This is a genomic window from Rothia mucilaginosa, assembly GCF_001061665.1.
In the GTDB taxonomy this organism is placed as follows: domain Bacteria; phylum Actinomycetota; class Actinomycetes; order Actinomycetales; family Micrococcaceae; genus Rothia; species Rothia mucilaginosa_A.
The window spans coordinates 249,869-262,837 of sequence record NZ_JVSP01000006.1; the positions used below are offsets into that span (position 1 = coordinate 249,869).

Annotated in this window: 12 protein-coding genes; 3 read left to right on the forward strand and 9 right to left on the reverse strand. The window is 63.3% G+C overall.

The genetic code is table 11. From position 1 onward, the window contains the following. Position 1: 1 nt before the first annotated feature. Positions 2 to 487, reverse strand: coding sequence for a succinate dehydrogenase hydrophobic membrane anchor subunit (locus tag ADJ95_RS04660; protein ID WP_049333054.1), 486 nt, complete (start codon positions 485 to 487; stop codon positions 2 to 4). 3 nt (positions 488 to 490) lie between these two features. Beyond that, on the reverse strand, positions 491 to 949 hold the full coding sequence (sdhC, locus tag ADJ95_RS04665; RefSeq protein WP_080974944.1) for a succinate dehydrogenase, cytochrome b556 subunit: 459 nt from the start codon (positions 947 to 949) through the stop codon (positions 491 to 493). Positions 950 to 1,296: 347 nt separating this feature from the next. Here sdhC and ADJ95_RS04670 point away from each other — a divergent pair, with 347 nt between their 5' ends. Beyond that, positions 1,297 to 2,406 carry a mannose-1-phosphate guanylyltransferase gene (locus tag ADJ95_RS04670; protein WP_080974952.1) on the forward strand — a complete coding sequence of 370 codons (1,110 nt, stop codon included), beginning with the start codon at positions 1,297 to 1,299 and terminating at the stop codon, positions 2,404 to 2,406. Positions 2,407 to 2,694: 288 nt separating this feature from the next. Continuing rightward, the gene (locus ADJ95_RS04675; RefSeq protein WP_239662777.1) at positions 2,695 to 4,116 is read left to right on the forward strand and encodes a hypothetical protein; all 1,422 of its coding nucleotides are present in this window, start codon (positions 2,695 to 2,697) and stop codon (positions 4,114 to 4,116) included. A gap of 94 nt (positions 4,117 to 4,210) precedes the next feature. Here the strand turns inward: ADJ95_RS04675 and ADJ95_RS04680 are convergent, their stop codons facing one another. The 3 genes from ADJ95_RS04680 to ADJ95_RS04690 all read right to left on the reverse strand — a co-directional run bounded on the left by ADJ95_RS04680 (position 4,211) and on the right by ADJ95_RS04690 (position 6,878). Continuing rightward, entirely contained in the window at positions 4,211 to 4,789 is a 579-nt protein-coding gene (locus ADJ95_RS04680) for a 2'-5' RNA ligase family protein (RefSeq protein WP_049333060.1), read from the reverse strand. Positions 4,790 to 4,844: 55 nt separating this feature from the next. After that, the gene (trpS, locus tag ADJ95_RS04685; protein ID WP_049333061.1) at positions 4,845 to 5,909 is read right to left on the reverse strand and encodes a tryptophan--tRNA ligase; all 1,065 of its coding nucleotides are present in this window, start codon (positions 5,907 to 5,909) and stop codon (positions 4,845 to 4,847) included. Positions 5,910 to 6,002: 93 nt separating this feature from the next. Continuing rightward, positions 6,003 to 6,878, reverse strand: a complete 876-nt coding sequence (locus ADJ95_RS04690) for an exodeoxyribonuclease III (RefSeq protein ID WP_049333063.1) — start codon at positions 6,876 to 6,878, stop codon at positions 6,003 to 6,005. A gap of 82 nt (positions 6,879 to 6,960) precedes the next feature. Between ADJ95_RS04690 and ADJ95_RS04695 the strand changes: the two genes are divergently transcribed. Continuing rightward, entirely contained in the window at positions 6,961 to 7,803 is an 843-nt protein-coding gene (locus tag ADJ95_RS04695; protein ID WP_239662789.1) for a GntR family transcriptional regulator, read from the forward strand. A 131-nt stretch (positions 7,804 to 7,934) separates the two neighbouring features. On the opposite strand, the gene ADJ95_RS04700 is transcribed toward ADJ95_RS04695, so the two are convergent. The 4 genes from ADJ95_RS04700 to purH form a co-directional block, all read right to left on the reverse strand. Then, positions 7,935 to 8,813 carry a bifunctional methylenetetrahydrofolate dehydrogenase/methenyltetrahydrofolate cyclohydrolase gene (locus ADJ95_RS04700; RefSeq protein WP_049333066.1) on the reverse strand — a complete coding sequence of 293 codons (879 nt, stop codon included), beginning with the start codon at positions 8,811 to 8,813 and terminating at the stop codon, positions 7,935 to 7,937. A 178-nt stretch (positions 8,814 to 8,991) separates the two neighbouring features. Then, the gene (glyA, locus tag ADJ95_RS04705) at positions 8,992 to 10,266 is read right to left on the reverse strand and encodes a serine hydroxymethyltransferase (protein WP_049333068.1); all 1,275 of its coding nucleotides are present in this window, start codon (positions 10,264 to 10,266) and stop codon (positions 8,992 to 8,994) included. A 255-nt stretch (positions 10,267 to 10,521) separates the two neighbouring features. Then, the gene (locus tag ADJ95_RS04710) at positions 10,522 to 11,103 is read right to left on the reverse strand and encodes a TetR/AcrR family transcriptional regulator (RefSeq protein WP_049333070.1); all 582 of its coding nucleotides are present in this window, start codon (positions 11,101 to 11,103) and stop codon (positions 10,522 to 10,524) included. A 203-nt stretch (positions 11,104 to 11,306) separates the two neighbouring features. Next, complete coding sequence (gene purH, locus ADJ95_RS04715) at positions 11,307 to 12,917, reverse strand: bifunctional phosphoribosylaminoimidazolecarboxamide formyltransferase/IMP cyclohydrolase (protein ID WP_049333072.1); 1,611 nt, start codon at positions 12,915 to 12,917, stop codon at positions 11,307 to 11,309. Between the last annotated feature and the right edge of the window lie 52 nt (positions 12,918 to 12,969).

Genomic DNA, 12,969 nt, shown 5'->3' on the forward strand with positions numbered 1-12,969 from the left:
GTTAGTGTGCCGCGCAGAAGCTGGGGAGCAGGTTGGCCGCTGCGCCCGAGGGGCAGGGGTCAAACGCGAAGATGGTGAGGGTACCAACCAGCAGGACAAATGCGGAGGCAGCGAAGAGGATAACCTTCAGCCACACGCGCAGGCGGTCCTTCTCGGCGTAATCGTCGATGATGACGCGGATGCCGTTGGTGCCGTGCAGCATGGCCAGCCACAGCAGCAGCAGGTCCCAGACCTGCCAGAAGGGGTTGGCCCACTTGCCACCCACGAAGCCGAAGTCGATGGCGTGGATGCCGTCGCCGACCATCAGGTTCGAGAAGAGGTGGCCAAAGATAAGAATCACAAGCACGACGCCGGACAGGCGCATGCCCAACCAGGCGAACATCTCAAAGTTGTTGCGCTTGGAGGAGGAGCGGTTGTACTTCACACCGTCGATGCGGTTATCACGCAGGCGGGGTACGTAGGTGCGGGGCTTAAGCGGAGTAGCCATGGTTTAGTGACCTCCAATGTGCGAGAAAACGATGGGCAGGTGGCGGGCGGCGAAGCCGGCAACGGTGAGTGCCCAGAGAATCAGCACAACCCACAGAATCTTGATGTGAACGTAGGTTGCCTTCTGGCTGATTTCGACGTTGCCGTCCTTGTTCTTCGCTTGGATGTGCTCCACGTGTGCGTTGGTTGCCTTACCCCAGAAGTCGATGAGGATAATGCGGATACCGTTGAAGGCGTGGTAGACGATGGCTGCTACCAGGGCGGTCTCACCCAGGCCCATGATGGGGTTCTTGTACAGGCCCAGCACACCGTTGTAGGCCTCCGGAGAGATGCGCACGACGGCGGTATCGAGGATGTGGACAAGAAGGAAGAAGAAAATCGCGATACCGGTAATGCGGTGAGCAACCCAGGACCACATGCCCCAACGGCCGCGGTAGAGGGTTCCCTTAGAACCATTCAACACTGAATAACCTCCTGCTGAGACGGCGGGCTCGGGGCGCAAAGGGGCACCGGGCGCCTCCCTGCGAGCCGGTCACGACTATGTACTCGCCGACTGCTTTGTTCGTCTGTTACTTCCAAGATATCAGGTAAATTCACAGCTTATTGACACACTGTTTATAGATTTTTCCCAACCTATAAACGTGAATTAGGTTATATTTTTTTTGCGATATTACGATTTACCCCGGGTTGATGCGGAAGTAACCTTAACCTAACAATGCACCCCTCCCCCCAATGAGAGCCGCCTGACATTTTCTGCCAAATCCTAAAAGAATTCGATATATGACAAATTCACCCGTTATTCTTGAAGCGATGAATACTGCACTCACTCGATTCCGCCCGCTGATTCCCGCCGGCGGTGTTGGCTCGCGTTTGTGGCCCCTGTCCCGCGCGCACGCCCCGAAGTTCCTGCTCGACCTCACCTCGTCGGGCAATTCCCTATTGCGTGACACCTACGACCGTCTCATCGACCTCAGCAACGGTTCCGTCATGGTCGTCACCGGCACCTCGCACGCCAATGCGGTCACCCAGCAGATTCCTGAGCTGCGTGCCGCTGACCTGGTGCTGGAGCCCTCCCCCAAGGACTCGGCTGCAGCTATCGGCCTGGCTTGCGCCATCATCCACCGCCGCGAACCGGACGCCATCATCGGCTCCTTCGCAGCCGACCACGTCATCAGCCCCGTGGACGAGTTCCACCGCGTGGTGACCGAGGCTGTCATCACCGCGGCTACCGGCAAGATTGTCACCATCGGCATTACCCCCACCGAACCCTCCAGCGCCTTCGGCTACATTCACGCCGGCGCTTCCCTGGGCATCGAGGACGCGCCCAACGCGCACGCTGTGGACACCTTCGTGGAGAAGCCGGACACCGCCACCGCACAGAAGTACCTGGATTCAGGCGAATACACCTGGAACGCCGGTATGTTCGTGGCCCCGGCAGCCCTGATGCTCAAGCACCTCGAGGCTAACGAGCCCGAGCTGTACGCGGGCATCATGGAGATTGCCAACGCCTGGGACACCCCCGAGCGCGAGGCCGTCATGGAGCGGGTGTGGGAAACCCTCCCCAAGACCGCAATCGACTACGCGGTGGCAGAGCCCGCCGCCGCCGCCGGCGACGTCGCCATGGTCCCCGGCTCCTTCAGCTGGGATGATGTTGGAGACTTCGACGCCGTGGCACGCCTCAACTCCGAGAAGAGCGGCGAGCAGCTGACCATCCTTGGCGAGAAGGATAACGTCATTAACCACGGTTGCTCCGGCATTGTTGTGGCTAATACCGATCGCAAGATTTCGATTATTGGCCTGAACGACATCGTCGTGGTTGACACCCCCGATGCTCTGCTGGTCGCACCGCGTTCCAAGGCACAGGCTGTCAAGGATGCCGTGGGTGAGATCAAGGCACGAGGCCTGAACAACCTCCTCTAAAATTTTGGCCCTGAGTAGGCGCATGAACCCTACTCGAGCAAAAGATACCTCTAAGAAAACCGGTCCCCTTCTGGTCAGAAGGGAACCGGTTTTCTTTTACCCTAATGGGTCATTTTGCGGGTGGATTCAAGGCTTTTGCCTAGTTGAGCGTGGAAGGATGCTCCCTGCGGCTGGGCAGGGGTCTGAATGTCTTATGCACCCCGTGCAGGTTGCACTTCCAGAGTCTGATACGAGCCAAGGATCAACCACTATAGAGAATCATTCTCATGTTAGTCTTGGTGCATGCACATGACCCGTAAGTTTTTCCTCACCCGCGTCGGCGCACTCGGCGCCGTGGCTGCCCTCACCCTGACCGCATGTGGCTCCCAGGCCACCCAGAACGCCCAGAACGGCCAGAACGGCCAGAATACACAGACCAACCCCAGCGCTTCCACTTCCGCGAGCGCAACCCCCGCCCCCATCACCGAAGGCAAGGGCGCTGCCAGCCGCGTGGCCATCACCTACGACGGCGGCGTGCTCGTCTACGACGCCAAGGACATGAAACTGCTGGCCGATATTCCCAAGGAAGGATTCCTGCGCCTCTCCGATGCCGGCGATAACCGCCATCTCGTCGTGGCCGACGGCAACAGCTACACCTTCCTGGACACCGGCGTGTGGTCCGCAGCGCACGGCGATCACTCGCACTACTACACCACCGCGCCTTCCCTGAGCTCCCTGAGCCTCGCCGCCGACCACACCGGCCACGTCATCAAGGACAACGGCAGGGTTGCGGCCTTCGCTGACGGCACCGGCTCCTTCGCCGTGTACGACCCGGCGAAGCTGACCCACGATAAGCGCACCGCCTCCTCCCTGGAGACCACCACCGTCACCCTGCCGAAGCCGCACCACGGCTTCGCCATCCCCCTGCCCGATAACCAGTACCTGGTGGCGGTCGGCGACTCCAAGACCCGCACCGGTGCCGCCGTTGTGGACGCGCAGGGCAAGACCGTAACCGAGAGCCCTGCATGCCCCGGCGTGCACGGTGAAGCTATCGCCAAGGACGGCGCGTTCACCATCGGTTGCACCGACGGCGCGCTGATCTACAAGGACGGCAAGTTCACCAAGGTCACCAACCCCGAGGACCCGTACTCGCGTTCCGGTAACCAGGCGGGCAAGGCTGACTCCCAGTACGTTCTGGCGGACTACAAGACCGACAAGGATGCCAAGCTGGAGCGCCCCGAGAAGTTCTCCATCATCGACACCGTCGCGGCAACCCGCACCGTCTACTCCCTGCCTTCTGGCGTGAGCTACACCTTCCGATCGCTGGCTCGCGGCCCCCAGGGTGAGGCACTGCTGCTGACCACCGACGGCAAGCTGCGCGTCTTCGACCCGGCAACCGGCGCCGAGCTGGGCTCCGTACAGCTCATGGAGGCGTGGACCGAGTCCGAGACCTGGCAGGACGAGCGTCCGGCCCTGTGGGTGGACGGTAAGACCGCCTACGTGACCGACCCGGCCACCAAAAAGCTCATCGCAGTGTCCCTATCGAACCCGGCGGCTCCGAAGGAGCTCATGAGCGTGGAACTGCCCAAGACCCCCAACGAGATCCTGGGCGTCTCCTCCTCGAACGCCGCGCCGGTTGAGGCTGAGGCTCACGGTTCTGAAGCTCACGGCTCTGCCTCTTCCTCGGCTTCCGCTGATGCACACGAGTCTGGCGAGTCCCACTCCCACTAGGGATCTCACGCTGAGATAAACCATGTGAAAGCATAAAGAGAGATGCGACCGATAGTCTATCGGTCGCATCTCTCTTAGCGTTTTAGGCTGGCTACTACCGCAGCGGCAGAACCCCGATTTCCTCCCAGTTCTGCCCGTCGTAGGAGTAGCAGTGCAGGCGGTCCACCGTGAAGGTGCGCCGCTCCGCGGGCAGGGAGTCAAACGCCTCGCGGGCGCTGGCCACCTGTTCCTTGCTCAAACCGTGGCCCAGGGTCACGTGCGGCACGTACGGGAAGGGGGCCGCCCCCGTACCGAGCATCCGAACAAGATCCCGGTGAATCCGCTCGAATTCGGCCTTGCCCGCCTCCAGGTTCAGGTACTCCACCTCGGTCACCGGGCGGAAGGAGTGCACCGACCCCCAGCGCGCCTCGAAACGCGAGGCGCCCAGGTCTTCGGAAAACCGCGGGGAACGCACGGTATCCAGCAGGGAGTCATCCAGCTCCGCCACGTACACGGTCACGTGGGTGCTCATTGACGCGGCCGGGACCCCCGTTGTCTCCCGCTTCCACTCCTCCAGGCGCTGAGCATTCTCACCGCTCACGTGAGCAATAATGCTCAGGTAGCGGCGACCGGGCTTGAGGGTGGGTGATACGGAGGCCTCAGAGGGACTCGATTGCTCGCGGGGTTCTGTCATGGGTGTCGTGCGCTTTGCGTTCGTTGAAGATGAGGAATTGATAAGCGCCCGGTAGCTAGATGCTCACCGAGGGCAGGAAGCCGACCTTCTTGTAGACGTTTTCGATCGTGGCGGTGGCGATCTCGCGGGCGGCGGAGGCGCCCACGGCCAGCAGGCGGTCCAGCTCGGCGGGGTCGTCCATTAGCTCGAGGGTGCGCTCGCGCACCGGAGCCAGGCGGTCCACCACAATATCGGCCAGGTCGACCTTCAGGTGGCCGTACATCTTGCCCTCGTAGCGTGCCACAATCTCGTCAATGCTCTCGCCGGTCATGGCGGAGTAGATGGAGAGCAGGTTGGACACGCCGGGCTTGGCCTCGCGGTCGTAGGCGATGACGGAGCCGTCGTCGGTCACGGCGGACTTAATCTTCTTCTGGGTAACCTTGGGGGTATCCAGCAGCTTGATGAGGCCCTTGTCGGATGCCGCCGACTTGGACATCTTCGAGGTAGGTTCCTGCAGGTCGTAAATCTTCGCGGTTTCCTTCAGGATGACCGGCTCGGGCACCACGAAGGTTTCGCCGAAGCGGGAGTTGAAGCGCTGGGCCAGGTTGCGGGTCAGTTCGAGGTGCTGGCGCTGGTCCTCGCCCACGGGCACGCCGTCCGCCTGGTAGAGCAGAATGTCGGCAGCCATCAGAATCGGGTAGGTGAACAGACCAACCGAGGCCTTATCGGCGCCCTGCTTCTGCGACTTGTCCTTGAACTGGGTCATGCGGGAGGCCTCGCCGAAGCCGGTGAAGCAGTTCAGAACCCAGGCCAGCTGGGCGTGCTCGGGCACGTGCGACTGCACGAACAGGGGCGCACGGGACGGGTCGATGCCGGAGGCGATGTACTGCGCCGCGGTCAGGCGAGTGCGTTCGCGCAGCTCCTCGGGATCCTGCGGAACGGTGATGGCGTGCATATCCGGAATAAAGAACAGACATTCGTTATTCGGGTCGTTCTGCAGGGCCACCCAGTTGTTCACGGCGCCAATGTAGTTACCCAGGTGCATCGAATCGGCCGAGGGCTGGGCACCAGAGAAGATACGCGTCTTCTGCTGGGAGGCGTTCGGGATGAGGGACTTATCCTGCTTCTTTTCGTCTGCCATAGTTATTTCCTGTGCAGTTACTTCCTGTGCGGTGCTGCGAACGGTGCAGCGTGTATCTCAAAACTTATGTTCGGGGCGCGGTGGCGCTAGGCTCTAGCCATCGATGCGGTAGTCCACCACCAGCGGCGCGTGGTCGCTAAAGCGTTCCTCGTAGGTGGCGGCGCGATCAACCTGCGCCTGCACGGCGCGCTCGGCCCAGGCCGGGGTCGCCATCTGGTAGTCGATGCGCCAGCCGGCGTCGTTATCGAAGGCCTTGCCGCGGTAGGACCACCAGGTGTAGGGGCCGGGCACCTGACCGGCCAGATCGCGCGCCACGTCGCGGTAACCGATATCGCCAAAGAAGCAGTCGAAATAGGCGCGTTCCTCGGGCAGGAAACCCGCACGCTTCTGGTTGGCCTTCCAATTCTTGATATCCAGTTCGGTGTGGCCCACGTTCAGGTCACCCACGATGAGCACGTGATCGGAGTGCTCGGCCAGCTCGGGCATACGCACCAGCATACGCTCCAGGAAGCGGTACTTATCCTCCTGCTTCTGGGTGCCGACCTCGCCGGAGTGCACGTACGCGCTCACCACGGTCAGGGTCTGACCGTTCGGCAGAACGTAGTCGGCCTCAACCCAGCGTCCCGAGTCGTCGAAGTACTCCTCGCCGATGGTGGAGCGGGTTGCCACGGGCTGATCCTTCAGCACCTCACCAGCCGAGTTCGGGGTGCGGCGGGTAGCCACCAGCACGCCCGCGCGGCCCTTAGCGGCGGCCTCAGCGTGCAGAATATTCCACTGCGACTCGTCGAGGAGCTCACGCACGATGGCGTCGGGCGCGCGAACCTCCTGCAGGCAGAGGATGTCGATGTCTCGCTCGGCCAGCCAGTCGGCCATGTTCTTGCGGTAGGCGGCGCGGATGCCGTTGACGTTGACGCTCGCCACGCGGAGCAGACCGGGCTCACGCGGAACGGGAGGAATCGAAGAATGCATAGTCTTAATTATGCCAGCATGCGCGGAAGTAAAAATTCACCGTGATTCATTTTTCTTTCACAGATGGTTAAAATGTTGGGTGATGAATTCACACTCCTCACATACCCCCGAACCCACCGCCCACTCGCTCTCCACCGATGCTCAGGCCGCAGATCAGGCCTCCCCGAGTACTTCCCCCAACGGTAGCCAGACCTATGAGCTGCCGCCGATTCCGGGACCCAAGTACGAGCAGGTGATTCACTACCTCGAGCAGCGCTACATCATTCCGGGTAAGCCCGGCGATAAGCTCCCGACCGAGCGCACGATTCAGCAGAACTTCGGCGTGAGCCGCCAGACGGTACGCAGCGCCCTGAAGGTCCTCATCGAGCGCGGCCTGCTCTACAACGTGCAGGGGTCCGGCACCTACGTGGCCGAACGCAGCGAAGCCACGTACATCCCGCGCGTGGACACCTTCGCCGACGATATGCGCCGCCGCGGGTTCGAAGGCTCGACCCGCATGATCGCGACCCGCTGGGTGGATGCCACCGAGGAGATTTCGACCCGACTATCCGTTCCCGTGGGCGAGTCGGTCCTCTTCGTACGCCGTCTGCGCCTGGCCAACCACGAGGTCATCGGCTTCGAGCGTTCCTACTTTGTCAAGGAAGCCGCCAGCAGCATCCTGGACTCCATGATGGCCGGCCTCTCGGGTTCCTCCAGTTCCCTGGATCAGCTGGCCGACACCCCCAACGCCATTAAGCACGCCCGCGTACGCACGAGCGCGGCCCTCTTCACCGACGCCGATACCGAGGCCTTCAACCAGCAGGTTCCCGTGGGCGAGGCCGCCTTCAAGGTGTGCGTCACCGGCTACACCAAGGAGGGAACGCCGGTCGAATACGCTGAGACCCTATACCTCTCGGACCACTACTTTTACGAGCTGCTTCTCTAGCGTCTCTCCCCTGAGACAGGAGGCCGCACGAGACGCGCGAAAGGGCGGTGCCCCGGTAGATTTGCTCTACCGGGGCACCGCCCTTTCGCTACGGGTCTTTCGTTACGGGTCTATGCGAACGTCGCGGGGACCTACGCGGCCTGACGCTCCGCGGTCTCCACCACGTTCACCAGCAGCTCGGCGCGGGTCATCGGGCCCACGCCACCGGGGTTCGGGGACACCCACGAGGCCTTCTCGGCGGCCTCGGGCGAGACGTCACCGAAGAGCTTCTTCTTGCCGGTCTCGGGATCCTCGGCGCGGGAAACACCCACGTCCAGCAGGATTGCGCCCTCCTTGACCTGGTGAGCCTTCAGCACGTGGGGCACGCCCACAGCGGCGACGATGACGTCGGCCTCGCGCAGCACCTCATCGAGGTTCTGGGTGCCGGTGTGAGCCAGGGTTGCGGTGGCGTTCACCTCGCGGCGGGTCAGCAGCAGACCCAGCGGGCGGCCCACGGTAATGCCGCGGCCGAGCACCACCACGTTCTTGCCGTTCCAGTCGATGCCGTGGCGCTTAACGAGCTCAATCACGCCGTTCGGGGTGCAGGGCAGCGGGGAATCCAGCGGCTCCGAAACGTTCAGCACGAGCTTGCCGAGGTTGGTCGGGTGCAGGCCGTCGGCGTCCTTCTCGGGGGCGATGCGCTCGAGCACGCGGTTGGTGTCCAGGTGCTTGGGCAGGGGCAGCTGCACAATGTAGCTGGTGCAGGCCGGATCGTTGTTCAGCTTGTCAATCTCAGCGTCGAGCTCCTCCTGGGTGATATCGCCGGGCAGGTCCACGCGGATGGAGTTAATACCGATCTCCGCGCAGTCGCGGTGCTTAGCGCCCACGTAGGAGCGGGATGCCGGGTCGTCACCGACCAGGACGGTGCCCAGGCCGGGGGTGATGCCCTTAGCCTTCAGCGCCTCGACGCGCTCCTTCAGCTCCGCCTTGATGGCGGCAGCGGTTGCGTTACCGTCTAGAATCTGGGGCATTGTTTTCCTTCCATAGATTACGGCGGGTTCGCCGAAACGGACGGTCTATGTGTTGGGTTCTTGGGGCCCCGCCGCGCCTCACCGATAGAGCGGGTCCGGGACGGCGGGCGGAGGGCGAAATAACCCCGTCCGCGCATCGGCCACACGGGCGGATGAGCGAACGGGGTCATTCACGGTTCTACCAGTTCTCGCTGCCCTGGTAGAGGGGGTACTTGGCGCAGAGCGCATCCACGCGAGCGCGCAGGGCCGCGATGTCCGGGTTCGGCAGCAGCACGGAGGCGATGATGTCAGCCACCTCGGTGAAGCCCTCGGCGTCGAAGCCGCGGGTTGCCAGCGCGGAGGTGCCGATGCGCAGACCGGAGGTCACCATCGGCGGGCGCGGGTCGTTCGGAACGGCATTACGGTTGACGGTGATGCCGGCGTCGTGCAGCAGGTCTTCTGCTTCCTTGCCGTTGAGCGCGTGGTGGCGCAGGTCGACAAGCACCAGGTGAACGTCGGTGCCGCCGGAGGCAATCGAAACGCCGGCGTCCTTCACGTCCTGCTCCAGCAGGCGCTTCGCCAGGATCTGCGCGCCCTCAATGGTGCGCTTCTGACGCTCCTTGAAGCCCTCGGATGCGGCAATCTTGAACGCGGTAGCTTTCGCGGCGATCACGTGCATGAGCGGGCCGCCCTGCTGGCCGGGGAACACGGCCGAGTCAATCTTCTTCTTCAGCTCCTCGGTGCAGAGGATGAAGCCCGAGCGGGGGCCGCCCAGGGTCTTGTGTACGGTGGAGGACACCACGTGTGCGTGCGGGACGGGGTTCGGGTGCAGACCCGCAGCCACCAGGCCCGCGAAGTGCGCCATGTCCACCCACAGGTACGCGCCGATTTCGTCGGCAATCGCGCGGAATGCGGCGAAGTCCAGCTGGCGGGGGTACGCGGACCAGCCGGCGATAATCAGCTTGGGGCGCTCGGCCAGGGCCAGCTCGCGCACCTGCTCCATGTCAACGTAGCCGTTCTCGTCCACGCTGTAGGCGACAACGTTGTACAGCTTGCCGGAGACGTTCAGCTTCATACCGTGGGTCAGGTGGCCACCGTGCGCCAGGGACAGACCCATGATGGTGTCGCCGGGGTTCAGCAGCGCGTGCATGACGGCATTGTTCGCCTGCGCGCCGGAGTGGGGCTGTACGTTCGCGTGCTCCGCGCCGAAGAGCTCCTTCACACGGGCAATGGCGAGGTCCTCAACGATATCGACGTACTCGCAGCCGCCGTAGTAGCGGCGGCCGGGGTATCCCTCAGCGTACTTGTTGGTCAGCACCGAGCCCTGGCTCTGCATCACAGCGCGGGGGACAAAGTTCTCGGATGCAATCATCTCGAGGGTGTTCTGCTGGCGCTTGCGCTCCAGCTCAATGGCTTCTGCTACCTCGGGGTCGAGGTCGGCGAGGGGCATCTCGAGGATCTTCTGCTCGGTCATTACGCTCCTGGGAGTGTTTTTACGGTATCTTCGGTGGCTCGTCATCGGGGTTGCGGCACTGTCTGCGGCTGAAAACCCTGAATGAAAAAATATGAGCTACACCTCATAATACCGTAAAGCCCGTTCTCCTTCGAGAAGGAAAACGGGCTTTGGGATGCATCATGATGAAGTTTTACGGCGCCGGTATGGTACCGGTGCGGGACGCTTGACACGCCCCGGTGGGCCTATCGGCAAGGCGGCGCAGGTCGGTGAGTCCTAAGCCTGGCGCAGGATGGCGGAGGCGTACTCCAGGTAGGCCTCGCGGGCGCTATCCTTCTTACCGCCGGCCACCAGCTGGGTCTGCACCACGTAACCGGTCAGCACAGAGAGCACGGCCGCGCCGATGACGGTCAGCCATTCCTCGAGCTCCTCATCGGTGAAGTCCAGTTCAGCGGCGCCCCAGGCGCGGTAGCGCTCCAGGGCCTGATCGCGCAGGTAGGTTAGCTGCTCGGAAACCACGGCACCCAGCTGCGGCATGGAGACCGCCTCACCCCAGGTCACAAGCAGGTGACGGCGCACCTTGGGGGTGTCCAGCACCTTCAGGCACCCGAACACGTAGTCCCAGGGCTGCTCGGCGCGGATGCGGTCGAAGGGAGCCAGGTCCATGCGCGCGGCGGCGAGGATAATCTCATCCTTGGAGGAGAAGTGATTGTAGATGGCTCCAGCAGACAGGCCGGTGGCGGCGATAATCTCGCTCATCGAGGCCTTCTGATAGCCGTGCTTGATGAAACACTCGCGGGCGGTCTCTACAATCTGAGAACGCCTGTTCTTTTTGTATTCTTCGCTGACTTTAGGCACAACCTAATCCTAGCGAATTTTTTGGCGCTCCGCGCGCCTTTCGGGCGCACCTTCCGAGCCATGGAGCCCCAAAACGCAAAAAATAGAATAAAAATTCCATAAAAAGGCGGGGTGCCCCGAAAATCCGGGGCATCCCGCCTCACTCACGCGCTCACGCCCGCCCGGCCGTAACCGGCCGCGGCGGTACGCGTAGCCGCAAAATCTTAGTGGAAGAAGTGGCGGGTACCGGTCAGGTACATGGTCACGCCGGCAGCCTTAGCGGCCTCGATAACTTCCTCATCACGGATCGAACCGCCCGGGTGCACGACGGCACGCACGCCGGCGTCCAGCAGAACCTGCAGGCCGTCAGCGAAGGGGAAGAACGCATCGGATGCGGCAACCGCACCGCGGGCACGCTCGTTACCCTCGCCACCGAGGGTGTTCGCACGCTCAACGGACAGCTTGCAGGAGTCCACGCGGTTCACCTGGCCCATGCCGATGCCCACTGCGGCGCCGTTATCGGCCAACAGAATGGCGTTCGACTTGGGCGAGCGCAGTGCGCGCCACGCGAACTCGAGGTCGCGCAGGGTAGCCTCGTCGGCGGGCTCGCCGGCAACCAGGGTCCAGTTCTTCGGGTCGTCGCCCTCGGCCTGCAGGCGGTCGGCCTCCTGGAAGAGCGCGCCGCCGGAGATGGGACGGTACTCGATGGCATCGCGGCTAAAGCCCTCGGGCAGAACCAGCAGGCGCAGGTTCTTCTTCTCGCGCAGAATCTCCAGGGCCTCGGGCTCGTAGCCGGGGGCCACGACAACCTCGGTGAAGATGCCCTTGACGGTACGGGCCATAGCGGCGGTCACCGGGCGGTTAGCGGCAATCACGCCACCGTATGCGGACAGCGGGTCGCAGGCGTGAGCCTTCGCGTGAGCGTCCGCAATCGGATCGGCGGCACCGGGGGTTGCCACGGCGATACCACAGGGGTTGTTGTGCTTGATGACGGCAACGGCCGGCTCGTCGAAGTCGTAGGCGGCGCGCAGAGCGGCGTCGGCGTCAACGTAGTTGTTGTAGCTCATGGCCTTGCCGTGCAGCTGCTCGGCCTGTGCAATGCCGGGGGCGGCCGCCGGGTTAACGTACAGGGCGGCGCGCTGGTGCGGGTTCTCGCCGTAGCGCAGGGTCTCGCTGCGCTCGAAGCCCAGGCCGGCGTACGGGGGCCAGAAGTTGGCGTCCTCGTCCTGCAGGAACTGGGATGCGGTCCAGGTAGCCACGGCGGTGTCGTAGGCGGCGGTGTGGGCGAATGCGCCAGCGGCCAGGCGGCGGCGCTCCTCCAGCGAGAAGCCACCGTTCTTAGCGGCCTCAACCGTGCGCTCGTAGTCGGCCGGGTCCACCACAATTGCGACGGCGTCGTGGTTCTTCGCGGCAGCGCGAACCATGGAGGGGCCACCAATGTCGATCTTCTCGATGATGGCGTCCTGATCGGCACCGGAAGCAACGGTCTCGACGAAGGGGTACAGGTTCACGACGACCAGATCGAAGGGCTCAACGTCCAGCTCGCCGAGGGTGTCGATGTGCTCCTGCTTGCGGCGGTCAGCCAGAATACCGGCGTGAATGCGCGGGTGCAGGGTCTTCACACGGCCCTCGAGGCACTCGGGGAAGCCGGTCACCTCGGTCACCTCGGTGACGGGAACGCCTGCGGCCGCAATGGTCGCCGCGGTCGAACCGGTGGACACCAGGGCCACGCCGGCCTCGTGCAGACCGCGGGCGAAATCCTCCAGGCCGGTCTTGTCGTAGACAGAAATGAGGGCGCGGCGCAGGGGCACGCGATCGAGCTCAATAAGAGACACAAATACTCCGATACTTTGCACCGTGCCCGGCACATGCGGCGGCACGGCTGGT

Coding starts and splice junctions, on each gene's coding strand:
- ADJ95_RS04660 (WP_049333054.1), bottom strand. CDS start 487: ATGGCTACTCCGCTTAAGCCCCGCACCTACGTACCCCGCCTGCGTGAT.
- ADJ95_RS04675 (WP_239662777.1), top strand. CDS start 2,695: ATGACCCGTAAGTTTTTCCTCACCCGCGTCGGCGCACTCGGCGCCGTG.
- ADJ95_RS04700 (WP_049333066.1), bottom strand. CDS start 8,813: ATGCCCCAGATTCTAGACGGTAACGCAACCGCTGCCGCCATCAAGGCG.
- trpS (WP_049333061.1), bottom strand. CDS start 5,909: ATGGCAGACGAAAAGAAGCAGGATAAGTCCCTCATCCCGAACGCCTCC.
- ADJ95_RS04695 (WP_239662789.1), top strand. CDS start 6,961: ATGAATTCACACTCCTCACATACCCCCGAACCCACCGCCCACTCGCTC.
- ADJ95_RS04690 (WP_049333063.1), bottom strand. CDS start 6,878: ATGCATTCTTCGATTCCTCCCGTTCCGCGTGAGCCCGGTCTGCTCCGC.
- ADJ95_RS04680 (WP_049333060.1), bottom strand. CDS start 4,789: ATGACAGAACCCCGCGAGCAATCGAGTCCCTCTGAGGCCTCCGTATCA.
- glyA (WP_049333068.1), bottom strand. CDS start 10,266: ATGACCGAGCAGAAGATCCTCGAGATGCCCCTCGCCGACCTCGACCCC.
- ADJ95_RS04670 (WP_080974952.1), top strand. CDS start 1,297: ATGAATACTGCACTCACTCGATTCCGCCCGCTGATTCCCGCCGGCGGT.